We start from the raw sequence: 25,924 nt of genomic DNA, 5'->3' as shown, positions 1-25,924 counted from the left end.
AGTTTTAAACCCTAAATCTTAGCACTAATTTTCAAATATTGAGAAGTATTCAATTGCAGTAATAAGGAAGACAGATATAAATCAATAATTTAATTCGTAATTGCATTGAACAACACTTCATACCTTTATTAAAATATAGTTTTGTGTATATTTTGCAATCAATCAGCTCCTTTTGAGCTGAATAGATTGATTTCTTATGAGAGTGAATTAGGCCGCCTATCGCAAAGGAGTTATATTATATGCAATATCTTTTATGTCAGATACGGGGTTTCTTATCGTGATTTGGAAGAAATCATGGCGGAGCGTGATGTTGAAGGGGCTTGTCGCAAAGATTATCAGAGGCCGCAATTACACTTGAACGGCCTTGCTTTCATACTTTATTAACCCATTGAAGTCAGAAGAGGTGCCTGAATAATTCATTCTGATTGTTAACATTCCAACTGCAAGAATTGCCAAAGCCTTTCCTCAAACACAACATAGCTTCAAAACCAGCGATGGTTCGTCTGGCCGTGTTGAAGGATTGAAAGCTATCAACTTTTGGCATGTTCTTCTTGACCCGAAAGTGATCGCTTTCAATGCCTTGTTGGAGATGTTTAGTAACATAATGTACAGGATTAGGGTGGAGCAAGCCGTGTTCTACGGACGTTTTGATTGTGGACGGAAATGTGTTTGCGCGATCGGTTCCAAGCTTTTTTGCTATGGCATTGAGAATCATGACGCAGTACTCCAATAAATCAGAGCACCGTTTCAACAGCCAAATCTCAAAATCACGTTAACTCAATGAACTTTGCGACAAGCCCCCCATCTCTCTTGCAAAAAGGCACCAGGGTTATCGTGACATAGGTAGATGTTTACTCACCCTCAGCTAATCCAGTCCTTTCCTTGAGCCAAGATCGCATCTGGGTCATATAGCCGCTCGCAAATTGATAGCTTGCCAAATTGGGGAGCAAGACATCTTGACTTATGCCTTTTATAGGTGCGGGTAGAGTAAACATCCCATGGAGAGCATTGGGATACACAACGAATGTGATGTCCGCGCCTGGCCGTTGCACGATGACGTTTTCCAATGTTAGTTTGGTAAGGCCGATTGGAATATTCTCGTCCAACTCACCGGCAAAGAAGGATACAGGAGCATCAGTGCTCAGATAGATTTCAGTCGGAGAAAACCCCATATAGGCCCTGGACCCACCATCATTCAGGATTTGCTCGAGTGGAGTGTCGGTGGGTAGAATATTGAAACCCTGAACGCTCTGAAATTCTTTATTCTCTACCAATGCTTGATACATTATGCTGAACTCAGTTGCTTCTGTTTTAGTAAATGACGAGATGCTACCCTTGTAGTAAAGTTCGAGCGCCTCAACAGCTTGTGTAATACTTTTTTCAGAAACGTCTGCTGCTCGCAAGGCTGATTCTCGTCTAAACAATTCGGCATCCACTTGGCTAACCCCACTTGCCATACTCACCGAGATAAATGCTACGTCAGGGATATCTTCCGCTGCCCGCGCTGCAACCCAGGAGCCGTTGCTGAATCCCATTAGCCCGATGCGTTGAGGGTCAATGTCCGAGTGGGTCTGAAGGAAAGCGAACCCAGCCTTCATGTCCTCAGCCAACACATCGGTGTCAAAGTTAAATGGCTCACCTCCAGTGGATTTACCATGTCCGCGGCGATCGTAGGACAGAACAGCAATTCCGTCTTGTACAAATTGAGATGCAAACAGCCAGTATGCGTGGCGCTCGCCACCTGCGGAGGTGTGGGAAATGATCACCGCCGGATGAGGTCCAGGTGTTTTGGGGGTCAGTAGAGTTCCGACGATTGTTGCATCGTCGCTCTGGAACATTACTTCGGTTTCGGAATACAATTTAATCTTTGGAACACTACGCTCACTTGACCTGCCTATGATTGTCATCGCTGACACACCGTCTTTAGCGCGATCAAAGCGAACTCTCTCACCAAGTCCGGTCAAGAATTCAGAAGCTGATATTGGAAAGAGCAACACGAAGTCTTCGCCATCGCTGTAGTATAATCGCGTTTGAACTAAACCTGCGATGTCCTCAAATCCTACCGTGCGGTAGACTCCATCTGCCATTTCATAAGTGCCTGAATATGCCTTTAAAACAGTGTTATCAGGAACCGATGCTGTTGGATAAAGTATAAACGAGCCATTACCGGCCACGCCATGCACCGTGCCGCTGTAATAATTGCTATCTATGTTATAAGTGCCTGAGAACATTTGAATGCGTTCACCGAGATCACTAATAACTGCAAATGAAATCGTGGAGTTATTAACGGTAAAACCGTCTAGGGTTTGATTAAATATCAACTCGTTTGGACGGTGAAAAAATAACTCAGGTCCAGAGAATACCTGGGGGGCAATACGAATAAAATTTGCTTTGCCGTCGATGAATGTTTCCCCAACCCAACTTGTCGAGCTTACAATTTTTGAAGTTTCTGCAGGGGCCGAATTCACTATCAAACTGGTTATCAAGCTCAGAACCGATATCCCAGTAAAGGTTGCCGCTGCGACAAGCACAAATTTCCAGTATGTCATTTCACTCTCCAAAACATCTTGCCCCATGGGCATCACTAAACCTGAACTAACAACCTGACGGTTTTCTTCATCTAATGAGACCTGAAATACGATTCAGAACGCCCTGCATCGCGTTCCGGGTAGTTTCGCTTGGATGATCTTGATATGTTGTATCTTCAAAGAAGAGGGGGCGTGAATGCTTCAATTGCCATTGGCCTTTGTGATCGCTTTGATTGCAACTCTCATAGGCGCGGCTGTATCGGTAAGTCGCATGCCGTCGCCTACACGAGCATTACTCACTGCGTTTTTTCTTATGTTGGCAATGATGTTTATCTTGGTCGGCCTTCGGGATGGTTATGGGGTCGAATTGGCTCGATTTGTGCAGCCGGTAATCGCCATGTTAATCCAACCAACTCTTTATCTCGCGTTTAACACTTTAACTGAAGATCCTCCAACATCTGCCGGAAAGCTGCTTTTTCGACATGGCTGGCCAGCACTTTTTGTGGCGATATTTACAGGGTTAGCATTTATGCGACCTGATGTATCCTTGATCCTTGTTGATATCTTTATATTTCCGAGCCTGGCATTTTATACAGTTCGTATGTTCAGTTTACTCCGGGCCGGGCCGGACAAATTCATTCGCGTTACGTCACAAGGTTACAAACTAAGCATTGTGGGGATAATAGCAGGGATCGGTTTGTTTGGATTCATCCTAGTGTTGGAAGTGGCCATATTTATTTCACGTCGTTTGTTTTCTGGAGGCTATTCAGAATTTTTTGTTCAAGTTTCAATAATATCCATAGCTGTTGCCATGATTCTTTTTGCATTTGCTGCAGCACTCTATATAGCGCGGTTGGCCACTTTCGATGTTGGTCAGAAAAAAGAGAGGTTTATCGTAGGCGGCGGGGCTCATCCGTCAAAGAAAGATAATGAGACAATTAATGCATTGGACGAGCTGCTTGCTGAACGACAATTGTACCGCGACAGTGGCATAACACTAGCAAGAATTGCTCGACGGTTGGGCCAGCCAGCTCGACAAATTTCGTTAGCCGTCAACCGATGTCGTCAAGAAAATTTCTCTCGGTATATAAATGGATATCGAGTGCGTTATGCTCAGGAATCGCTCAAAACTACCGATGCGCCCGTTACAGAGTTGATGTTAGAAGCTGGCTTCTCTACAAAGTCCAACTTCAACTCAGAGTTCAGTCGTGTGGTTGGCATGACACCTTCTCGATATAGATCCAAACACAGACCGGGTCATTAGTGAATTCAGAGTGCAGCATACCAATAAGTTGTTCTTTGGGAAATGGTTGTATTGGACCATTCGGAGAATAGCTTCGGTCCAAATTTCACGGCCGCTTATAGTTTAAAATAAGACTTCCTATTTATTACAACTTCACACAATTAGTTTCACTCTTTTTACATCTCCTTCATGGCCTAATGGGGTCGAGTGCGGCTGAGGATATTGCCAAGTTGTTTCAGATCTCCGCATCTTGTAGTCAAATGCGAAGAATAATTTTGCAGTCTTGCCCAGCATCAAGGGTAGTGTCGCAAAGTTTGTTGCAGGGTAAATTTATCCTATTTGCAGACACAATTATCCAGCGAGCGCGGCAAATTGTTGGAATGCAGATTGCATTAGGCGCGATCGTCCGCGGCCGAACGACAAGTGGCATATAGACGAAGTCGTGATTACGATCCGTGGCAAGAAGCTCTGGTTGCGGCGTGCGATCGACGCGGATGGTGACGTGCTAAACATTCTGGTGCAAACACGCCGTAATGCCATGGCAGCAAAGCGCTTTTTCCCAAGACTGGTTGCCCAGTTTGGCGAACTAAGGGTCGTCATGGGCTTGTGATGATGTTCTATAGCTCTTGTCAACATCATTGATCGCATCCACATTTTGGGCAGACCGTCCATTGACATCAAACTCTTTTGATAAAAATGCATCTGCAATTGTTTTTGCTAGTTCAGGCCCGATTACCCGAGCTCCCATGGTTATAATTTGAGCATTATTGGAAAGCGCAGCGCGTTCGGCAGAATATGCATCATGACAATGCGCCGCCCGAATTCCAGGCACTTTATTAGCAGATATGCAGACACCTATTCCCGTTCCACAAACCAAAATTGCTTTTTGATATTCTTCATTTATCACCGCAGAACCTACTCGATCAGATAAGTTTGCGTAGAACTCCCCACTGCCATCATTTGGTATGGAAATTTCCTCTACATCAAATTTTCCAGATAGATGATCCGCTAGTATTTTTGCCAACCCAATTCCAGCACTATCTCCAGCTATCGCAATTTTCATAATCCTAGACCTTTCTTATCTCAGATAATTTTTGAACACCGTTGAAGAATATCGATGTAACCAGTAACGTTCCAAGCGGAGCGTCCAATAAAAAGACCATCGATATTTGAACAAGATACAAGCTCAGCACAATTATCTGGATTAACTGAACCGCCGTAAAGACAGGGGATTTTCCGTCCTAATATTGAACTCGCGACAGATATAATTTTTTCCTGCCTTATATCGGCATAATCAGATGTTGCCGGAATACCATTTGCACCGATAGCCCAAACCGGTTCGTAGGCTAACCAAATGGGAGCATCTCTTTCGTCCCCCTCTAAAGGTTCAAGTGCCGCTCGAACCTGCCTTTCCAGCACAGAGTCTGATTGCCCGCTTTCTCTTTCCGCAAGTGTTTCACCGATGCAAATAAGTGGAATAAGTTCATGACGAACAGCTGCCTTTGTTTTCAATCCAACGGTTTCATTGGTTTCATTAAAAAATGCCCGCCGCTCAGAATGACCCAATTCAACAATGTCAAGTTGACAATCCTTCAGCATAAGTGCCGATACTTCGCCAGTCCATGCGCCTTGATCCTCCCAATGCATATTTTGTGCGCCGACTTTAACCGGACTGCTATCTAACGCGCGCGCGACCTCTCTGGTACAAGTGTATGGAGGTATAACAAATGTCTGGATTTTAGGATTAATTGTTGCTTCGTGCTCGAGAAAACCATCGGTAAAAACCAATGCTTCTTCCAGAGTCTTGTTCATTTTCCAACTGGTTCCGATCCAGAGTTTTTTACCCTCAACCATGTGCAAACTTCCTCGTGTTTGTAAAATCTAAATTACTTTCAAACATCATTTTCAATTTCGTTCAGTCAAAATGACCGAAATTATCATTGCTGCGGATGCAGAACCGGGATCAATATGACCGATGCTTCTTTCCCCCAGTCGGGCAGAACGCCCTAACTTAGCTGTCATATCAGCAGTCTTTTTCATTGCGGCATTCGCTATTTCAATGATTTTTTCATGAGAAGCGTTGTATTTTGCCGCCGCCGCTACTGGGCTCCAGACATCAAACATCGTTTTATCGCCAACCTTTGCCTTTCCGCGATGTTCTATTCCCTCTGACATTGCGATAAGCAATTCGGGTAATTCTTCATTTTGAACCTCATAGCGCCTGGCTGCCCATTTACCCGCTCGCATTAATGCGGTTGCATATAGGGGGCCTGTGGAAGCGCCGACCGCATTTAAAAAACTTTTGGCTGCCTCATTCAAAACATCGGTCAGAGAAATTGAGTCAAAATTAAGTTCACTTAATGCATCACTAACAGCCGAAAAACCAACGGCCATTGAGATCCCATGATCTGCATCTCCGATTGCACCATCAAGCTCACACAGATAATCTCGCTCCTGCGTCATTTTGGTAGAAATTGCAGAAAATATTCCGATCATTTTTTCACAATCAACTGTGCTCATGATAATTCACCAGTAGCAAACCCCGCACACCGACACGGATGATCGATTAATTTCTCAAGTTCTGAATCCAGATGCATTACGGATATTGAAGCGCCCGCCATTTCCATTGAGGTACAATAGGGGCCAACCCACGTCCGGTGAATTTGCAAACCAGCAGCTATAAGGCGTTCATTCACACGTCGATTTAATATATATAATTCCATCAACGGTGTCGCACCTAACGAGTTGACCAGGACACATACTTTATCCTCCGGTAAAGCACTCATTTCCGCCAAAATAGCATCCATAATTTCGTCAGCTATTTCATCGGCACTGCGCAACGTGTCACGGCGAACTCCGGGCTCGCCATGAATGCCCATTCCGATTTCCATCTCATCAGGTCCAATTTCAAAATTAGGACGCAGTGTTTGAGGTAGGGAACATGGATTAGTAGCAACACCCATCGTAAATGTTCTGGCATTTGCCTTTTGCGCTAATTGTTCAACATCATCAAACGAATACATTAAATCGCAAGCAGCGCCAGTCGCCTTGAATATAAAAAAATTGCCAGCCACACCACGCCTATTTTCACGCTCTGTGATTGGCGCTGAGGCTATATCATCTGTTGTAAGAACCGTGCGAGCTTCAATCCCTTCCAACTCAAGCATCTCGGCTGCCATATCAAAATTCATAACATCGCCGGCATAATTTCCATACATAAAGAGTATGCCAGCGCCCTGATTAACGGCTTTTGCGCATTCAATAATTGGCTGTGGCGGCGGGGATGCAAAAACATTTCCAATAGCGGCAGCATCTGCAAGCCCTTTTCCAACAAAGCCTAGAAATGTTGGTTCATGACCAGACCCTCCGCCGATCACCAGTCCTACTTTGCCATTAGCTCTTTTGCTTTTCGAAACGATAGAACGCGGAGAACCTTCCACTTGTTCAACGACATCAGGATGCGCAAGAAGAAAACCCTCGAGCATTTCATCAACCGCATCATCCCCATTATTGATAATCTTCTTACTTATCATAATCTATTCTCACCACGCTAAATGTTTAAATCGCCAGCACCAGTATCGATATATGGCGCCCAAAATGCGATCGATTCTGCTATATGGGGAATAACGGCACGATCATCTGGCTCTCTTTCTTTGAAGGATAGTTCAAGACAAATCTCATTATTCACCCCTCCTCCCTTTTCAAATGCCTCAATAAGTGGCTCAGGTTGGATGCGGCCTTTTGCATTATATTCGGATGTGAATGGACGATGCCCACCTTTGTCCAACAGTGACTGCTTGATATGGATTATCGGCGATACTTTTGGAACAGCCCTTGCCCAGGCATAAGGATCGTAATCATCTGGATTGGAACTTGTTACATCTCCATGATCGATATCTGCCATCATCCACATCGGAATACTCATATTCAAATTCGAAATCCGGCTTTGTAACGCTAGGGCAGATGTTATTGTATCGCCAAATTCGCGACCAATTGACATCGGCTCCCAAAAGATAAATTTCAACCCGGCCTTTTGTCCGTGATCAGCAATCTCTGACCAGCAATCGAGTGCTATCTTGATGAGTTCTTCACGTCGGTGAACATCATCAAAATCTTTGTAAGTGAAGATTGAAAATTGTGTTCCGAGCGAAGTTCCGCCAAGCTCCGCTATTATATCCGCAAATGTCTTAAACCAGTTCACGTAATACTGCCTTACATCGGCATCGGGATGACCAAAATGATTGAGCCGACCATAAGGCCCTGTCATGCCGCTGGTAACTTTAACTCCAGTACGATTTAACGCTGAATTCATTTGCTTGGTAAGGCGCTTAATCGTCTCGACTTGCCAACTTGGATTGATAAATTCATGTGTTAATTGGAGGTCACGAATTTTCAATTGTCGGGCTACAACATCAATTAAATCGTCTGGTTCGGCAAATCTATTGACCAGTGGGTTGGTGTTTAAAGAGAGGGTAAAACTCAATTTTAGTCTCCAGTTTTAAACGTCAATTTCATTAAAAATGCAGCCCAGAACTGCAACAGTTTTACTTCATTTATTTGTAACACAATTCAGCGAAAAACTGCAGGGCTTTCTGGCATCATTATGCATGCAATCAGAGTTTTCACTTCTCCTGCCCATAATATTTTTTGCAAAGCGACCATCAGCATTTACGACCTATTTTCTGCATATTTTTCAAATAATTAAAGGATATGTTAAAATAATTGACCTTGTTCTTAAAATTCAAATTTTGGTATAATATAATCTGGAACGGAATTAAGTTCCGCGCAGAGGTCTAATACATGCGCAAGGGGGTCAGATTCGTGGATGCCAGTTCGTACCAATGCGGTCGAATATCCAGCGCCTTTGCCACCTGAAATATCATGTTCAGGGCTATCTCCAATGCAAATTACATTTTTTGCTCCGCGATCAGCTAATATCTGTTGGGCCATTTTATATATAAGCGGGTGTGGCTTTCCTATCCATTCCACCTGACCACCCATTCGCTCATAAAGTTTAGCTATCTGGCCATTTCCAAATCGTACCCCGTTGCCTGTTAACATCATGATATCTGGATTTGTACAGATGCATGGAATGTCTTTTTCAGCCGCACGTCTAAACAATTTTTCGTAGTGGCCCAGCTCAAGGCCATCATCCGAGCACCCTGCGAGGATAATTAATCCGGCACGGTTTACATCTAGAGTTTGCACTAAATCTAACCCATCGATGCTTGATGTATCTTGATCACGAGATAGAATAAACACAGCAGTTCCTGCCGCTATTTCAGCTCCAATTCGCTCACTCATAAACTTGTATGCAGCTTCACCAGATGAGAGAACACCATAGTAATCGTTACGATCGAAACCTAGGTCGGTTAATCGAGCTTCATTTGAGCGTGCGCGTTTTCCTGAATTAGACAGCATTAATATCAGTTTACCCGCTTCACTAAGCCTTTTTACTGCTTGGGGTGCACAAGGGTAAATACCGTCGCCGTTGAGAAGCACACCAAACTGGTCCAGAACAAATGCATCATATTGCTCCATCAAACTGGATAAAGTAGCATTTTCTGGACTCATTTATTGACTCCTTTTCGAGCCAGTAATGCTGTTCCATAGGCAGCTTCATCACTATTCGGCATGAGCATAGGCACTTTAAGCTTTCTCTCTCTAAGCCGAGCCCAAACCTTGTTTTTGGAACCACCACCCACAGTTCGAACAGTTGATAGTTCTGGTCCACCAAGCGCAGAAAGACGGCTGTAACCCAACCTTTCAATTTCTGCCATACCCTGCAAAATACCTTTTAAGAATTCGCTTTCACATGCCGGACGAGGGGTTAGGCGAGGAGGAAGTTTGGGGTCAGCAATGGGAAAGCGCTCACCCACTTTAGATAATGGATAGTAATCTAACGGACTATCTACTTCTGCATTTATCTCCTCGGACAGCGCAACAATTTGAGATGCATCAAAATGGCTAAGTAGAACATTCCCTCCGCTATTCGACGCGCCACCAGCTAACCATTTCCCTAATATTTTATGGCTGTAAATTCCATTCTCTGGAGAAAAAATGGGGCTCTCGGATAGTAATTTTATAGTAAGAGTTGTCCCCAAGGCTGTCACACCGTCACCTACATCTTCAGCCCCCGTTGCAAGGAATGAAGCGCACCCATCCGTCGTTCCTGCGACAACAACAACATGAGGCAAGAGATCGAATTCCGAAGCAAAATCCGAAGTCACATGCGAGATTGCACAACCTGGTTCTTCGACAGACGTAAGCTTATCAAGATCAAGACCCACATTCTCAATCCAATGAGGCCACCTGCCCTCAACCGGGTCGTAACCGGTTTTCAATGAATTGTTTTCGTCGCTAGTGTAAATTCCACATAACTGACCTGCAATCCAATCTGCCTGATGAATAATCTTGTAAGCATCAAGTTCTTGGCAAAAAGATAACGCTCGTGCCAGTCCACTTGTTGCTCCATGTGCTGCACTTGTAATTGGCGCATTTTCAGAAATTTTTTCTAAAATCTGAGTATCCGTACATGGATCATTATACATGCTCGCTTTTGCTAAAGGAGCACCGTTTTTATCAATTGGTAACATCGTGCCCGATGTGCCATCCACACTAATTGAAGCGATGCGGCTTGTATCAATATCAGCAAATGCAATGGCAAGAGCAGACTTGGCAGCCTTTAACCAAACATAAGGATCACGATAGTCAGGTCCAGCGCTGGACATTGCGCACTGCCCATCCGATACAACTTTTCCAGCGAAATCAATTACAGTGGCGCGAGCTCCGGATGTTCCAATATCTAGTCCAGTAAAGAGTGCATTACTTCGCATTCATCGCTTGCCTATATTTTTCGGCATCCCAATCAAGAAGTTCAAAATTCTGTTCTTCAGTCAAATAATTTAATCTCGCGTCAATGGGTGTTCGAAGTATAACCTCTGCAAGACATTGTATGAGCGCGAAAGCCCCCTCGCTCGCATCTTGGCGAACAAGAACACCTTTTTCTGGCACGATGACAAACACCGGGGCAATATCCAGATCAATTTTTGACACGTCCTCAATGTTCATACATGCAGCTCCCACTCCACAGAAGATAACATGGTCAGGGTAAAGGCTTCCTCCCGTTGATAATCGGACACGATCTGGTCCAAGAGCGAGTTGGTGAATAATGTGTTCCTCGGGTAATACTTGATATTTTTGAGGGCACACATCTCTCAACCCAGCCAAGTTTGGTTTGTGACGTTTATCCGGTTTAACTGTTAGAGCAGTCACGACTTTTGAAAGTAAGCGAGCAGCATCAATCACACTATCAGCAGCAACAAGAAGACCATGATTAGCTAGGATGACTACGTCTGTATCTTCTTTAAGTGCAGCTTTTACTTCCTGTGCTAAATTTGCACCCGGCTTCTGATAAGAAACCATACACCAATTTAAGCCAGCTAATTTTTGTGAGATTAAATTTTTACCATTCTGTTGAATGGCATGTGCAATTGTTTGTACGCAGTGGACATGTATGACAATCCGTTGCTTGAAAACCGCGTGTAAACTTGTTTCGATGGACGGTCGTAGCACACCCTTGCCGATAGTAAATTCAGCGGGTCGATCTGATCGAGGTTCATTGTTATCAAGTGCCAATCGCATTTCGGGAAGGTCGACTGCAACAAAAATATCTTTCGATTTAGCATCAGCCAATAACGTGCCCGATGCCTTTATCCACATAACATTACCCTCTTTGACGGATGTATTACCGCCAGCACCTTGTATTAAAAGCGGGTTAGCACCAACTTCTGCTGAATACTCAATCAACTCACTAATATCATGCGGCCGGGTAAGCTCTAAGCTCATAAGATTTCCTTTTTGCGCTCGTTTTCACGTTCATCAAACCAAGCAATAAATCCGTTCTTTTCACGATCTGTCATATGTAAATTATGCTTAGTTCGGCGATGTAAAATATCTTCGGCAGTTTGAGCCCACTCATTTTCACAAAGGTAATTCACTTCAGCTTCATACAAGTCTGGCCCAAATTTTTGACCAAGATCCCCTATGCAGTTTGCGCCGCCAATTATTTTATGAGTAAGCGTGCCGTAAAGCCTTGCATAATGAGTTAAAAGAGACTTTTGCATCCAAGGGTATCTCAATGCAAGCTTGCTCAAAAACTCCTCAAAATCAGCATTGGGAATATCACCACCTGGCAAGTGCTGATCAGCAGTCCAGGCTTTTTTCATATCAGGAAAAAACGGATGTAATTTTTCAATCGCATGCTCAGCAAGTTTACGAAATGTCGTTATTTTTCCGCCAAATATATTCAGCAATGGCGCTCCTGAACCCTCTTCCAAGTCAAGCAAGTAATCACGTGTAACAGCACTGGGGTTTCCATTACCATCATCATATAGTGGGCGAACACCGGAAAATTTCTGCAATACATCGTCTTTGGTAAGTTGTTGTTTGAAATACCTATTCACCGCATCGACTAGATATGTAACCTCTGAATCTGCAACCTCTACGTTTTCCGGGCGCCCCTCATAACTAATATCTGTCGTTCCTATCAAGGTTTTATCGCCCTCATATGGGTTGATGAAAATTACGCGCTTATCATGATTTTGAACGAGATACGCATGTGACCCATCCCAAAATTTCGACACAACAATATGGCTGCCTTTTACGAGCCGAACAGCTCTACGCGAATTCGTGCCAGTTACGCGATTAATAATGTCATTTACCCAAGGTCCGCCAGCATTGATAAGAATTTTTGATGTAATCGTCCGGGTTTCACCTGAATGTGCGTCTGTTATCTCAATTTTCCAAACGTTCCCATCGCGTCTTGCAGATGTGCAAACAGTTCGTGTTAATATCTGCGCACCAAGCCGCCCGGCATCCACAGCATTTAGAACAACAAGACGAGCATCATCTACCCAGCAATCCGAATATTCAAACCCTTTTTTATACCCATCCTTGATGGGTGAGCCTTCTGGATCATTGTGTAAATTTAATGAGCGGGTTCCCGGTAATTTTTTACGCCCACCCAAATTATCATATAAAAACAGGCCCAAACGAACCAACCAAGCTGGCCGATCATTGGGGCTGTGAGGCAATACAAAACGCATTGGCCAAATGATATGGCTAGCGGCATTCAGAAGAACCTCTCTTTCAATTAAAGCTTCGCGAACAAGTCTAAATTCGTAATATTCCAGATATCTCAACCCACCATGAACAAGTTTTCCAGAACGAGATGAAGTTCCTTGCGCTAAATCATCCTTCTCACACAACATAACCGACAGCCCCCTGCCGGCAGCATCTCGCGCAATACCAGCGCCATTAATGCCGCCGCCAATGATGAACAGATCGACCGTATTACTCATGTGCTGACTCGGGATTGTTGTTGAGACATAATTTTCAACATGGGTTTCTGGGCGGTTCGCCAGCCACATATCGGCGCACTTCTTCCGCAGCTTGTTCTGCTGCATAGGTGACAGTGCGAACAGATGCGCCAGCAATGTGTGGGGTTAATGTTACATTAGGAAGTTTAAGCAAGTCCCAATCTGCGGGAGGTGGCTCAACCGAAAATGTCTCCAACATCGCGCTACCCAGATGCCCATTTGTTAACGCGTCGTATAGATCATCATAATTGCACAAAGGCCCTCTGGCCGTATTTACAAATAAAGATCCTTTTTTCATTTTTTCGAATGCTTCAGCATTCATCATATGCCGGGTCTCATCAGTTACCCGCGCATGAATTGTTATGACATCGCTTTCACACAGTAGATTATTCAACGAAACGAGTTCAACACCTGCTTCTATGTCGTCGGTTGATAATTGGATATAGGGATCATGAACAACTATTTTGCAGCCGAAGGCGCGAAGTATTCGTACAACCTTAGTACCAATATTACCGTATCCAATAACACCCACAGTCATTTCATTCAGTTCGCGGCCGGTAAGGTCAGCGCGGTAAAGGTCCCCTCGCCAATTTCCCGTCCGAAGGTCTTCGTGTCCTTCTCTGATTTTGCGAGTTTCAGCTAATATTGCTCCTATCGTAAATTCGGCAACGGCAGATGCATTTCGACCAGGTGTATTTACAACGAGTACATTGTGGTCTTTAGCAGCAGCCATATCGATGTTAACCGGGCCACCTCGTGAAACTGCGATCATTTTCAATGATGGCAATTGCTCAAACATTGATCGGGACATCGGCGCGAGTTGAGTGACTAAAATATCCGCATCGCCAACGAAATCAACAACTTGATCTGCTGTGCCGAAATATTCCTTCAAACCATCCATGCCTTTGACAGCATAGCCATGTTCCATCGGCTCATTTGGCCAGTTACTTTTTGTTGAGTTCGTCGTAACTTTATCACCGCAAAGCGCCTTGATTTTTTCTTCAAAGACGTCTGGTAGCATGAAATGATCACCGATAATTGCAATGCTTTTAGTCAACATACTACTCCTATAATTTAGCTAGTTCTTGCCAAATGGGCTCAGACGACGTTCTGTGCGCTCGATAGGCATTAAACAATTTGTCGTAGGTCGCACTGAGTGTGCTATCTGGAAATTCGATATTACCAAGCAATGGGCTAACCCATTCCTTTATGCATGAGTGCATATCATCATAGATACCGATTGAAACGGCTGCCATCATCGCAGCGCCAGCCGCACCAGCTTCTTCACGATCTGAATACCTGACCGGAGAATTGAGAACAGATGATATGATATGCCGCAAAGCTATAGATTTTGCAGCTCCACCTGTTAACCTGATCTCTTTAGGCAATTGACCCATTACGCTATAACAATCACGAGAGGCTAACCCTAAACCTTCAATAACTGCACGAAGCAAATCAGGAAAACGGTGTGAGCTATTGAGCCCTTGGAATGAAGCGCGCGCAAAGGGGTTGATAAATGGACCTCTTTCTCCAGCTTCTGATATATATGGATGATACATCAAAGATGCTGGTTGGCTTTCTTCAAGCCAGCCATCTATCGACTTAACCAAGGTCGAATGATCGATTTCATTGCCGAAATTCGATATCAAATCTGAGGCTAATTTCAGCAACCAATCGATATTCAGAGTGGCCGCCATATTGGATTGAATTTGCAATACCATGTCAGGTATGGGCAGCACCATGACATACCCGGTAGCTTCTTTACCCAAAATAACATCGTTACTCAGCTTTGCACGCATATGCATACCGGTGGAACCAAGTATCGAACAGCCAACATCTTCTTGACCTGTAAACACACCAGAACCAAGCCCGGTGCATACAACATCAACAAAACCCAGAACAACAGGTGTGCCCGGTAACAAACCCGTTTCACGAGCGGTACTTGCAGTGAGAACGTGATGGGTCTGTGTTCCATCAATAATCTCAGGAAGTAGATGACGATATGATGAAAGGTCCAGCGCATCGATAACTGTTTCATCATAATCTCTCGTACGAAAATTGCCGAAAGTGAAACAGGCTTCCGATGGGTCTGTTGCGCGGATATCCGTTAACTTAAGATAAAGCCAATCTTTTGGATGAAGCGCGACCTCTGCCTTGTCAAGATATTCCGGTGTTGTCGCTAGCATGTGAGAAAGCTGACTACCCATTTGGCAGCAATTCAGTCCAGTTCCCGTGGCCTCAAATCGCGCCCTGTCTGTTTCCAGCGTACTCAAGCGATCAACGGCAGGTGTCGAGCGAGCATCTAGCCAAATCCAGCCGTCAGTAACCGGTTCGTTATCTTCACCCACGAGCCATGTCCCATCACCCTGTCCAGTGACAGCCACGGCTACGGTTCTTTGTGCAAGATTAGGCACTTTTTCGCCAAGCATACGTAAGGTTGTAGCACAATCATCCCAGGTCTTCCTGAGTGATTGAAAAGCTGCGCCATCTGATCTGGTTGTGTAGATATTCGGCGTGGAAGCTACCGCTATCTGTTTTCCAGAAAGGTCAAAAGCCACCGACTTTATGACCGAAGTCCCTGCATCAATTCCGATCAATACATCTTTGGGCATCACGCAATATCCTGCCCATGACTTAATGCATGTCCTGACTTTGGATCGAAAATATGAAGATCAGATGGCTCAAGCTCAATCCCAATTTTCTCCCCCTCATTAACAACAGCTCGATCATGTTCAACCAAAACAATCGTACTATTTGCAAAATTCGCGGCGATATGGCTCTGGTCGCCCAACCATTGATTGGCAACAACAGTTGCCTGAGCTCCATTGACGCCTCGTTTGACTGCATATGGACGAACGCCAACAATGACATGTTTTGTTTCGACCAATTTCTTACGAACGCCTTCCGAGAATTTAGACTTCGGATAGCTAAGTGAAAGACCTCCATCTAATTGAAGATGTACGTTGCTTTCTGCGAGTGTTGCGGTTGCTGGAAACACATTCATGGGAGGCTCTCCTACAAATGTGCCTGTAAACAAATTTGCGGGTTTTTCTTTGATTATGGCAGGGCTAGCATATTGTTGCATTTCACCATCTTCCATAACGGCTATTTTATCGCCTAGAGCATTTGCTTCAGTTTGATCATGGGTTACTAAGATAGCTGTTTGACCACGCTCCTTAATGAAATGTTTGATCCGACCGCGTAAGAGAGTTCTCAATTGAGGCTCAAGCTGCCCCATTGGTTCATCAAGCAAATATAGATCTGCTTCCCTTATCAATGCCCGCGCTAAGGATGCCCGCTGTTGTTGCCCACCAGAAATTGAGGTTGGAGATCGATCCAAAATATCCGAAATTTCCAACATGTCGGAAATCTCCTTGACCTTTTCGGCAACCCTTGATGCACTAAGATTAGTGGACTTTAAAGCAAATGCTATATTCTCACGTATAGTCACCGTAGGATAAAGCGAATAGCCTTCGAACGCCATTGCAACATTACGCAAAACAGGACGCAAATTTTGAACTTCACGACCAGCAAGGTGAATTTTACCACGACTTGTGGATTCAAATCCGGCGACCATTCTCAATGTTGACGTCTTACCGCACCCCGAAGAGCCTAGTAAGGCTATGATATCGCCCTTCGCTACTTCCATGCTAACGTTTTTCACAGCATGAACACCTACATTAATCGGACCGTAGAATTTATCGACATTTTCCAGTCTTAACATCACGTTACTCATGCGACTTCTCCTGGCTCACCAGCAGATAGGGATGCCGCATCAAGTGGCTCAATTCTATTGCCAGACATTTTTTCAAATAGCATTATGTCGCTCGTATCAACGGCGATATAAGCGTCTTTATTTATCGGACCAGGAGATCCCGCCGGACGCGACAACATAAGTTCGCGACCATTTACAGTGCGCATTAAATTAACAGTCTTTTCATTTAGCGGTGTCTCAGCTTCAACAGTAATTGGAAACGCATTTGGAGTACCCTTTTCCACAAATCTTAAAGCTTCTGGCCGCACTCCTAAAATACAATCGGTGTTAACCGCTTTTGAATATCCCGCATTTATGGGTATTGGAGTTTCTGATATTCTCACCTGAATATTGCCTGCGGACATCATTGGCTGAACATCAATGAGGTTTATAACCGGATCGCCAAATAGCCGTGCCGTTTCGATATTTCCTGGCTTAAGATAAATTTCTTCAGGCGTGCCTGTCTGTTGAATGCCATGACCACTCATAACAGCAATATTATCCCCGAAAGCCATAGCCTCTTTATAATCTTGAGTTACATAAATGACCGTTGCATTTTGATCTTTTAAAAGTCTTGGCAACTCCAAGCGCATTTCGAAACGAAGTTTTGCATCCACATTTCGCAAAGGGTCATCAAGCAACAAAATTGCAGGTTCACCTGCTAAAGCTCGGGCAAGCGCTGTACGCTGCTTTTGTCCATTTGACAGCTCTTTAGGTTGGTGACCAAGCACATGATCAATCTTCAATAACTTTGCTAGTTTTTGAACATTCGTATCTATAGCGTTCTTGGGTTGTTTTCTGGCTGTAAGCGGGCTCGCAATATTCGCATGCGCATCCATATGCGGGAATAATGCAAAATTTTGAAACGCCATACCAATGCCGCGATGCTCAGCCTCTACGCCACTCATATCTGCATCATTCAAAACAATAGTCCCTTCATCTGGCTCAATCACGCCAGCGATAAGACGAAGTAAAACTGTTTTACCTGCGCCCGACGGACCAAAAAGAACCAATGTTTCACCAGTTTCGACCGAAAGAGAAACCTGATCCAGAACCAAATCGTCTTTGAATGACTTGGAAATATTTTCAAGACTAAGTGACATAATTACCCTTTCACCGCGCCGAGTGATAATCCTTCAACAAGATAGCGTTGAGCATACATTGCCAATGCAAAAGTTGGCGTAATTGATAGAACGATTCCGGCAGCTATTTGGCCATAATTGATGCCTGAAGCAGTGATAAATGCGAGAGCACCAACCGTTACCGGTTGCTTGTCAGCGGAGGCTAAAACAAGCGCAAAAATAAAATTATTCCAAGCAAAAATGAATGCCAGCAAACCCGCGGCGGCTATTCCCGGCCCCGCTAGCGGGAGCGCTATTTTTCTGAACGTCGACCAAAATCCGTGGCCAGCAATACGGTAAGCATATTCAATATCAGCAGGAATATCCTCAAAATATCCGCGTACAATCCATAAAATAAGCGGAAGTACGATAAGCTGATAAACCCAGATCAATCCCACATAGGTATCCGCCAATCCAAGTTGCTGAAAATAAATCGTAAGCGGAAGCAGTACTAGAAGAGGCGGTGCAAATCTAAACGACAACAATGTAAACGCTATATCTTCTGATCCCTTAAATTTGAGACGGGCAAACGCATAAGCCGCTGGAACACCTAGAATTAGTCCTACAATTACAGCTGAAGTTGATAAGAAAAGCGAGTTAAACAGGTTACCCATGAACTCAATTTTAAGTGACCCCGCAGCTGTTTCTAACTGCCCGGTTATAAGGCCCTTATAGTTCACAATGGTTGGCTCAAAAAACAACTTTGGTGGAATTTGAAGTATGGTTTCGTTGGTTTGAAATGACATCAAAAAAATCCAAAGAATTGGAAACATGAAAAAGATAATAACCAGCGAAATTGCCATGCCGCGTAACACTCGTTCTATGGTGCTGACCTGATCCATTGTCGTCTCCTATGCTTCGCCGCGTGCTTTTTCACGCAAACGGAGCCAATTTTTTATAAATAAATTTGATAGAAAATATGTGATAGCCCATAAGATCATCATAAGCGCAGCAGAACGTCCAACATTGGTTGATTGGAAAAAGTTCAAATAAGCCTCAACCTGAAAGACGGTCAAAGTATCCCCAGGTCCGCCCTGCGTCATCGCATAAATAATGTCAAACTGTTGAATCGATTCTATAACCCGGAACAATGTCGCAGTAAGCAAAAATGGCGTTAGCATTGGCAAGGTAATTTTCCAGAAAACAAACAAACGAGGAACGCCATCCAACTCTGCTGCTTCGAATGGTTGCCTTGGGAGCGAACGTAATCCTGCAAGCAGCAAAATCATAATGAATGGGGTATAGACCCAGACATCCACAATAATTACCGTTAGCATCGCCGTTGACGGATCAGATGCCCAATTCATGTCGGGAAAACCAAGAAGTGACGCAAAATAACTTAAAATCCCAAAGCCTGGATTTGTCATCAGTTTCCACATCAAGGCAGCCAATGCGGGAGCTGTCATAAGTGGCATCAGCAACATTATTGATACGAAGTTATTGAACATACTGCGCCTTTGCAGCAGCAAAGCAATGCCCAATCCTAGTAAAAGCTCGATGCCAACCGTCAATGTCGCGTAGGTCATAGAGACTTTCAGAGTGTTCCAAAATGATGTGTCTGAAAGAAAATTTATATAGTTCTCACCCCAGTTGAACTTTTGAGCCCACGGCTGGGAAAGTCTATAACGCTGCAATGAATAAATAACAGCAGTGACAAACGGAATTAGTATACCAATACATGTCAATAAAGCCGGAAGACTTAATAGATACGGAAGATATCGACGATTGATATGGAACCGCGATTTTGCTGGCACTGACATCGTAATTCACCCACAGGTATTCTCTGATCATCTCCAACTTAGGTGAGTTGATCTGGAGTAGTTTATTAATTTGACGTTATATTTCAAGACTCACCCCGCGGAGAGAACGGGATGAGTCAGTTTGCTGAAACCTCTTGGGAGGACTAACCGAGACCGGCTTCTATCAGCTGTTTATCGACACTCTGAGCAAGTTGATCGAGACCCTCATCAACTGGCAGTTCATTCGCAACCATTTTCTGAAGAGTTGCTGCCCATTCTGTTGTCAAATCGAAGAATAGCGGCTGAGCTGTGAAGTGAATCTTCGCACCCGGTGCTGAAAGATCATGCATTTCCACATATCCAGGATAGCTCTTATCCAAACGGGCACGGAAATCGGTATTAGCCCAAACAGACTTACGAACAGGATTCACAAAGTCCATCTGCGTTGCGCCAAAGAGTCCGTGCTCAGGCCCGGAAGCCCATTGCATAAAGTACCATGTAGCATCCTTCTTCTTACCAGCAGTTGCCATGGCCAATGACCAAATCCAAATATTTGGTGTCGGAGCATCTGCATCTGGGTTAGCTGCGAACGGTGAGAAAGCAAGATTACCAGCTTCCGCATTATCGCCACCATTCATGAAGTAACCAAGAATATCAGCATCGAAAATCATTGCTGATTTACCGGCACCCAGATCGGTTCCAGCTTGATACCAAGTATGTGTTGACCAATCAGGTGCACCACTATCTTGAATCATTTTCACCCATTGAGAATGGAAACCGCGAGATACATCTGTGTTCATTGCAGCTGATAACTTACCATCTGCAGAAACATTTAAATCCTTCTGACCGAAGTTCGCATAGCCGGAAAGAAAGCCGGGGTGAATAGTTGCCCATGAACGGGAACCACGAACACCAATACCATATGAAGCAATGCCATCAGTCTTGGCTTTTAGTGCTGTGTCTGCCAATTCGTCCATGTTTGTAGGAACAGATAAACCACCAGCCTTAAACATACGCGCGTTGTATGAAAGATTATTTTGCTCATAGCCCCATGGAATACACCATTGTTTAGCATCATCAGAACCAAGCTCACCACCTGGCTTGCCGTTCCATGCACATGAATCCCTAACACCCTCAAGCATGTCTTCCCAATTGTAATCAGGATTTGTCTTCGCAGGATCACTGATAAATTCATTTAGATCATCAACCCATCCGGCAGGGCCATATGTCCAAGTCATGTAGGCGCCTGTCATGAATGCATCATACTCTGATGATCCAGATGAAAGAGCGGCTGTAACTTTGTCGAAATAAACATCTTCAGGGAAGATGTCATATTCAACTTCTATTCCTGTCAATTTTTTAAAATTCTCTAGGTTGGCGATCATAGCATCTGCATATGGATGCTTGTTCAGTAATAATTTTACTGTCGTACCCTTGTGCTTTTGCCAATCAAAGCCATTTTGAGCCAATGCTTCAGTTGCAACAGAATTTAACAATGTTCCAGCTGTTGCAGCTGTAACACCCATGACACCAAGTCCACGAATAAGAGACCGTCGATCTATTTTGCCATCAACATATGTTTTGATTAAATTCTTTTCTTTCTCATGCATTGTTATTCCTCCCAGTGTTTTTGGATTAGTCCAAAGTTAGAAGCGCATTTGCAGTGCGCTCATCGGTGATGAGACCTTTCAAAAGACCACTCATCAAAACAGACCCAATTGCACGGGCCTTACTATTACCGCCACCAACGGCGACAATTCTGCTTTTCTCCATATCTGCCAACTCTACTGAAACAGTTCGCGATGTAAGATTGGTTTCAACATTCTGCCCCTTCTCGTCAAAGAAATGGCCTAGCAATTCTCCCACGCCATTTGCGCGAACGACATCATTGATCTCCTCTGGCGCAATCATACCAGACTCCACCAATTGAGCAGTCGGATCTACTGCTCCAATGCCCACGAATTTAAGCTTTGATAATGCCGCCATTGCCATCACATCTGTCACGCCGCGCTGAGACAACAAAATTTCGCGATCTTCTTTAGAATTTGCGAAAAAGGGAACTGGCATAACAAAAGCATCCGCACCTGTTTTCTCAGCAAGACGATGCATCACATCGTGTGGATTGGCAGAGAAATTTTTATTCAAACCACCTAACAGTGAGACAAATTGTGTTTTGCGTGCATCTAATTTCGGCAATTGTGTCACACACGAAGCAAGCGTTCTACCGTGGCCCAAACCAATAAGTTCATGCTCACCACTATGAATTTCGCGCTGTAAAAACTTTGCCCCGGCGACACCCAGAACACCTAACGGCACATCGTCGTCATTAACATTCGGAACAACTTCACAATAATCCAACCCAAACCGTTCAGAAATCCTATTTTCTAACGACACACACTCCGAAATTTCACCATCAATGATAAATTTAACAGCGCCGTCTTGATTTGCCCTCATGATAAGCCGATGCGCTTTGATGCTTGTCACACCTAATTTATCAGCTACGTCAGATTGTTTGAGACCACCAACATAATGAAACCAAGCAGCCCTTACAGCTAGACTAGCCTCATCCTGACGTGCGGTTGCGGGAGCTGCCAATTTGTACCTCTTTTAACAATAATTCAGTCGTTATGTAATTTATTACAGTTATTGTTATTTTTGTCAATCTTTGAATTGTATATAGTCAATAGGCGGTAGTGTCGCAAGGGTTCTGTCGCAATTTTTACAAATGGTTATTAAGGGGATATCGCTGGAAACGATTATGCAGCGAGTGATGCGGATTGACCATTGGTTCCAAATTGGCGCTTTTGGATCATATGAGCGACCTCGATACCATCCAATGTTGCTGATGCGGACTGAAAGGATTTGAAGCCTTTCATGGGGCAGTTTAGTTTCTTGATGAAGCGATGATCCTGCTCAATCATGTTATTGAGATATTTGACTTGCAAGACATCAATTAGCCAGAACCATCCATGCAACAGCAATAAAAGATTCATGTTTTGTAATCCTGCAAAATTAGCACCACTCTTGTCGATCACAACCTTTTCAGGCCAACCATTATTCGTGATCGTACGTTTGAAAAAGTTGGTAGCAGCGGCTTCATCGCGGCGCTCAGAGAGCTTGAAATCAAGGGTTTTCCCGTGTTTATCAACTGCTCTATAGAGATACATCCACTTGCCTCTGACTTTGATATAGGTCTCGTCCATTCGCCACGAACTATTGGTTGCGGATTTCCGGCGATGTGCTTCACAAGCAATCAACGAGGAATACTTTACCACCCATCTGTTTAGCGTTGCGCGGTCAACCACGACACCGCGCTCAGCCATGATTTCTTCCAGATCACGATAGGACACAGCATATCTGGCATAGAAAAACACCGCGTATAAAATCATCTCTTTGGGATAGTGGCTGCCTTTAAAGTCAATCATTAGAACCTCAACTTGCATACTGAATTAGCTGAGGACTTAATACAAAACCAAAATGAACCGTGCGTAAATTTTGCGACAGAACCTGAATCCATAGATATCGGACAAACGGTGACTTCGCTGCGGGTGCGGCTATGACGGTTGTGGCGCGCATACTTGCCAATTTGCATCGGTTTTATCCCGTGCCGAATGCGCCACCTATGGCTGAAGACGTATGACAACAACGCCAGGAGTTGAGGGCCGTTTGGAGAGGGACAGATGGAACCTTTTTCCGACGAGCTGAAGCGTCCAATTCCTATGGTCTTGATCAGACAAGATATGCCCCTTGGCACGCAAAACAGTGTTGTCTTGGGCCAGTTTGCGCGCGAATTCCTGCGGATTGACAGCAGTTCGCATGTCAAGGTTCTGCGCGGTGAGGTGAGAGTGGTGATCCCCACCATGCACGTAATCCCTGAAGTGGCAGTCAGCCATAATAAGTGCTGGGGCGACACGCGCCTCGGCGCATCGGAAAACAGACGCGTCAGGGGCATGGGCCCGGATCAATCCTTTTGCGGCATCAACATCACCGGATGTAACTAGATCGGTTTTGTTTAGAACAACAATATCGGCGGCCACCAGCTGTAGGATGATCGTATCAGAAAGATACTCGTTCGCCAGTAGCTCAGGTAGGGTTTCGACATCCACAAGCACAACGACACTCTGCACATTAACTTCACTGATTAAATTGATATTTGCGGCAATCGCACCTGGCAATGCGACGCCGGAGGCCTCAAGTAGCAGGTGGTCCAAAGGTGTTTCAAGCTCGCTCAGTCGGCGGATCGCTCCCAGGAGATCGTCACCAAATGAACAGCATGCACACCCCCCGGAAAGCGAGACAATATTGTCATCTTCGGCCTCAATCAGATCGGCGTCAATCGGCAGATCGCCGAATTCATTGACCAGAATCCCCAACCGCTGCCCGTTGGCATTGCGTAGCAAATGGTTGATCAGCGTTGTCTTTCCGGCGCCCAGATACCCACCAAGGATGGTCAGCGGCAGGGTCATTGAGGATTGGCCGGAAAAACCCGCCCTCCCAGAACTGTTCCCCAGATGCTCAGGTCGTTTAGTCTCTCAGCACCCACGGCGAATGGATCATCGTCCAGAACGGCAAAATCCGCGCGTTTGCCCACCTCGATTGAGCCGATTTCAACGTCCAGCTTCAGCGTATAAGCCGCGCCCACTGTGACCGCATGAAGCGCTTGCCCCAGTGTGATTTTTTCTGTCTCGCCCAAGACCCGGCCCGATGACGTCAGTCGTTGCGTGGCGCACCAAGCGGTGAATAGCGGCCCCAAGGGGGTGATCGGCGCGTCGGAATGGATGGCCATTGGCACACCCTCGCGCAAAGCTGTGGCGCAGGCGTTCATGCGTTCGGCCCGCTCGGGGCCGACGGTTTGCGCGTAATGCGTGTCCCCCCAATAGTAGTGGTGATTAGCAAAGTGGTTCACGCATAGACCCAACTTTTTCATCCGTCTGAATTGCGCGGTGTCGGCAAGCTGACAGTGCTGCAGGGTAAAGCGGTGATCCGAAGAGGGCACGCGGCGCAGCACCTTTTCCATCGTGTCGAGCACGAGCTCGGTTGCTTGGTCGCCATTGGTGTGCAGGTGCACATGAATGTTCTTAGCCAGAGCAGTTTCGAGGATGTATTCTAGGTGTTCGATCGAGATGTACCACAATCCGTTTGGGGCCCCATTGAAGTAACCGGGTGCGCGGATACGGGCTGTAAAACCTTGGATCGAGCCGTCAACGGTTACTTTGATTCCGCCGAGACGCAGCTTATCGGTGGTGCGTTTGGCGAGGGATTGGACATGTTCGATCAAACGCTCCGGGTTGACGCCAAGGTGGAACCGGTAGGGCACGATACGCGCTGGGAAAGCCGGATCATCAGTGACCCGTTGCATTATGTCCACTGTCTCGTCGGGAAGTAGGGCGGCAAGATCGGTGGCAGTGGTTACGCCCGCCCGAATGCAGAGTTGTGCGAACCGCCACATGCCTGGCTCGTCACAGGCAAGTATTTCGCGAGCAAGACCGACATGCGATGAGGCGAGCCCCATGATTTCGGGGCTTCTCAGCTCGCCGGTGGGCAATCCGTCGTCTCCTAGGGGGATGCCGCCATGCTCCAACCCTTCACGCAAGAGCCCGGCCAATTCCAGTGCTTTGGTGTTGACATTCATACTATGACCCGAGGCGTGTAAGATCCCGATTGGTCGGGTTGACGAGATTGCATCCAACTGATGACGGCTGATGCGCTCGTTGCCGAAATAGATCGGGTCAAGCCCCCAGGCCGTCAAAGGTTCGTTTGCGGATGCAAGGGGCAGCTCGGCGAGCGCCAGCTTGTCCAAGCCCGCCTGAATGGTTTTGCAACCAGCCTGGACCGCGCCGCTAGGATCCATTCGGTCAAAATACCCAAGATAGGTATGGGACCAAAGGGTGCCTTCCATCAGATGGCAATGTGCTTCGACAAGTCCAGGCATCAAGACCTTTTCCGCAAAACGCTCATCAAGCTTAAAATCCCCCCAACCCGAGACCTCTGCCAGGTTGCCAACACCTAGGATTCGACCATCGCGCACAGCGACATGGGTCGCTTCGGGGCGCTGTGGATTCATGGTCAGTATCTTCGCGGCATTATATATTGTGATCATTGGCGCCTATGTCCTGAGCAATGCATTTGCGTTTGTACTGCCTAAGCATAGCGGTTGAT

The 25,924-nt window shown here is 45.3% G+C and carries 22 protein-coding genes and 3 pseudogenes; 3 read left to right on the top strand and 22 right to left on the bottom strand.

What is annotated here, in order from left to right:
• Positions 1-232 precede the first annotated feature (232 nt).
• Positions 233-312 (top strand): annotated as a pseudogene (locus AB2J24_RS19905) (IS6 family transposase); the annotation flags it as partial.
• 82 nt (positions 313-394) lie between these two features.
• Here AB2J24_RS19905 and AB2J24_RS18645 read toward each other — a convergent pair.
• Positions 395-691: pseudogene (locus tag AB2J24_RS18645) on the bottom strand (DDE-type integrase/transposase/recombinase); the annotation flags it as partial.
• A gap of 160 nt (positions 692-851) precedes the next feature.
• Positions 852-2,549 carry an alpha/beta hydrolase family protein gene (locus AB2J24_RS18640; protein WP_367386605.1) on the bottom strand — a complete coding sequence of 566 codons (1,698 nt, stop codon included), beginning with the start codon at positions 2,547-2,549 and terminating at the stop codon, positions 852-854.
• A 175-nt stretch (positions 2,550-2,724) separates the two neighbouring features.
• On the opposite strand from AB2J24_RS18640, the gene AB2J24_RS18635 reads away from it, so the two are divergent.
• Both AB2J24_RS18635 and AB2J24_RS18630 read left to right on the top strand, forming a co-directional pair.
• The gene (locus AB2J24_RS18635; RefSeq protein WP_367386604.1) at positions 2,725-3,792 is read left to right on the top strand and encodes a helix-turn-helix domain-containing protein; all 1,068 of its coding nucleotides are present in this window, start codon (positions 2,725-2,727) and stop codon (positions 3,790-3,792) included.
• 361 nt (positions 3,793-4,153) lie between these two features.
• Positions 4,154-4,372 (top strand): annotated as a pseudogene (locus AB2J24_RS18630) (DDE-type integrase/transposase/recombinase); the annotation flags it as partial.
• Here AB2J24_RS18630 and AB2J24_RS18625 read toward each other — a convergent pair.
• The 20 genes from AB2J24_RS18625 to AB2J24_RS18530 form a co-directional block, all read right to left on the bottom strand.
• Complete coding sequence (locus AB2J24_RS18625; RefSeq protein ID WP_162652956.1) at positions 4,358-4,834, bottom strand: RpiB/LacA/LacB family sugar-phosphate isomerase; 477 nt, start codon at positions 4,832-4,834, stop codon at positions 4,358-4,360. The pseudogene AB2J24_RS18630 and the gene AB2J24_RS18625 sit on opposite strands and share 15 nt — an antisense overlap.
• 20 nt (positions 4,835-4,854) lie before the next feature.
• Entirely contained in the window at positions 4,855-5,625 is a 771-nt protein-coding gene (locus AB2J24_RS18620; protein ID WP_367386603.1) for a triose-phosphate isomerase, read from the bottom strand.
• A gap of 51 nt (positions 5,626-5,676) precedes the next feature.
• A complete protein-coding gene (gene dhaL / locus AB2J24_RS18615; protein WP_367386602.1) occupies positions 5,677-6,291 on the bottom strand; it encodes a dihydroxyacetone kinase subunit DhaL in 615 nt (204 codons plus the stop codon).
• The gene (locus AB2J24_RS18610; protein WP_367386601.1) at positions 6,288-7,304 is read right to left on the bottom strand and encodes a dihydroxyacetone kinase subunit DhaK; all 1,017 of its coding nucleotides are present in this window, start codon (positions 7,302-7,304) and stop codon (positions 6,288-6,290) included. The genes dhaL and AB2J24_RS18610 overlap by 4 nt, the downstream gene beginning before the upstream one ends.
• A 17-nt stretch (positions 7,305-7,321) precedes the next feature.
• Entirely contained in the window at positions 7,322-8,254 is a 933-nt protein-coding gene (locus AB2J24_RS18605) for a sugar phosphate isomerase/epimerase family protein (protein ID WP_367386600.1), read from the bottom strand.
• 251 nt (positions 8,255-8,505) lie between these two features.
• Positions 8,506-9,345, bottom strand: coding sequence for a TIGR01459 family HAD-type hydrolase (locus AB2J24_RS18600; protein WP_367386599.1), 840 nt, complete (start codon positions 9,343-9,345; stop codon positions 8,506-8,508).
• A complete protein-coding gene (locus AB2J24_RS18595; RefSeq protein ID WP_367386598.1) occupies positions 9,342-10,607 on the bottom strand; it encodes an FGGY-family carbohydrate kinase in 1,266 nt (421 codons plus the stop codon). Before AB2J24_RS18595 ends, AB2J24_RS18600 begins: the two co-directional genes overlap by 4 nt.
• Positions 10,597-11,619 carry a class II aldolase/adducin family protein gene (locus AB2J24_RS18590; protein WP_367386597.1) on the bottom strand — a complete coding sequence of 341 codons (1,023 nt, stop codon included), beginning with the start codon at positions 11,617-11,619 and terminating at the stop codon, positions 10,597-10,599. The genes AB2J24_RS18595 and AB2J24_RS18590 overlap by 11 nt, the downstream gene beginning before the upstream one ends.
• Complete coding sequence (locus tag AB2J24_RS18585; protein ID WP_367386596.1) at positions 11,616-13,133, bottom strand: glycerol-3-phosphate dehydrogenase; 1,518 nt, start codon at positions 13,131-13,133, stop codon at positions 11,616-11,618. Before AB2J24_RS18585 ends, AB2J24_RS18590 begins: the two co-directional genes overlap by 4 nt.
• 34 nt (positions 13,134-13,167) lie before the next feature.
• Complete coding sequence (locus AB2J24_RS18580; protein ID WP_367386595.1) at positions 13,168-14,211, bottom strand: 2-hydroxyacid dehydrogenase; 1,044 nt, start codon at positions 14,209-14,211, stop codon at positions 13,168-13,170.
• 7 nt (positions 14,212-14,218) lie between these two features.
• Positions 14,219-15,763: an FGGY-family carbohydrate kinase gene (locus tag AB2J24_RS18575; RefSeq protein ID WP_367386594.1), complete on the bottom strand. Its 1,545-nt coding sequence runs from the start codon at positions 15,761-15,763 to the stop codon at positions 14,219-14,221.
• Positions 15,763-16,887, bottom strand: coding sequence for an ABC transporter ATP-binding protein (locus AB2J24_RS18570; protein WP_367386593.1), 1,125 nt, complete (start codon positions 16,885-16,887; stop codon positions 15,763-15,765). The genes AB2J24_RS18575 and AB2J24_RS18570 overlap by 1 nt, the downstream gene beginning before the upstream one ends.
• Entirely contained in the window at positions 16,884-18,011 is a 1,128-nt protein-coding gene (locus AB2J24_RS18565) for an ABC transporter ATP-binding protein (protein WP_367386633.1), read from the bottom strand. The genes AB2J24_RS18570 and AB2J24_RS18565 overlap by 4 nt, the downstream gene beginning before the upstream one ends.
• Complete coding sequence (locus AB2J24_RS18560; RefSeq protein ID WP_162652967.1) at positions 18,011-18,868, bottom strand: carbohydrate ABC transporter permease; 858 nt, start codon at positions 18,866-18,868, stop codon at positions 18,011-18,013. Before AB2J24_RS18560 ends, AB2J24_RS18565 begins: the two co-directional genes overlap by 1 nt.
• A 9-nt stretch (positions 18,869-18,877) precedes the next feature.
• The gene (locus AB2J24_RS18555; protein WP_162652968.1) at positions 18,878-19,786 is read right to left on the bottom strand and encodes a carbohydrate ABC transporter permease; all 909 of its coding nucleotides are present in this window, start codon (positions 19,784-19,786) and stop codon (positions 18,878-18,880) included.
• Between the two features lie 143 nt (positions 19,787-19,929).
• Positions 19,930-21,375 carry an ABC transporter substrate-binding protein gene (locus AB2J24_RS18550; RefSeq protein ID WP_162652969.1) on the bottom strand — a complete coding sequence of 482 codons (1,446 nt, stop codon included), beginning with the start codon at positions 21,373-21,375 and terminating at the stop codon, positions 19,930-19,932.
• 25 nt (positions 21,376-21,400) lie between these two features.
• On the bottom strand, positions 21,401-22,360 hold the full coding sequence (locus AB2J24_RS18545) for a sugar-binding transcriptional regulator (RefSeq protein WP_367386592.1): 960 nt from the start codon (positions 22,358-22,360) through the stop codon (positions 21,401-21,403).
• Positions 22,361-22,521: 161 nt separating this feature from the next.
• Positions 22,522-23,190: an IS6 family transposase gene (locus AB2J24_RS18540; protein WP_367386591.1), complete on the bottom strand. Its 669-nt coding sequence runs from the start codon at positions 23,188-23,190 to the stop codon at positions 22,522-22,524.
• Positions 23,191-23,385: 195 nt separating this feature from the next.
• A complete protein-coding gene (locus AB2J24_RS18535; RefSeq protein WP_367386590.1) occupies positions 23,386-24,231 on the bottom strand; it encodes a CobW family GTP-binding protein in 846 nt (281 codons plus the stop codon).
• On the bottom strand, positions 24,228-25,865 hold the full coding sequence (locus AB2J24_RS18530; RefSeq protein ID WP_367386589.1) for an amidohydrolase: 1,638 nt from the start codon (positions 25,863-25,865) through the stop codon (positions 24,228-24,230). The genes AB2J24_RS18535 and AB2J24_RS18530 overlap by 4 nt, the downstream gene beginning before the upstream one ends.
• Positions 25,866-25,924: the final 59 nt, after the last annotated feature.

This window comes from Lentilitoribacter sp. EG35, from assembly GCF_040784015.1.
Classification (GTDB): Bacteria; Pseudomonadota; Alphaproteobacteria; order Rhizobiales; family Rhizobiaceae; genus Lentilitoribacter.
The sequence above is the reverse complement of the archived record's forward strand: the minus strand, read 5'-3'. Positions and strand labels throughout refer to the sequence as shown.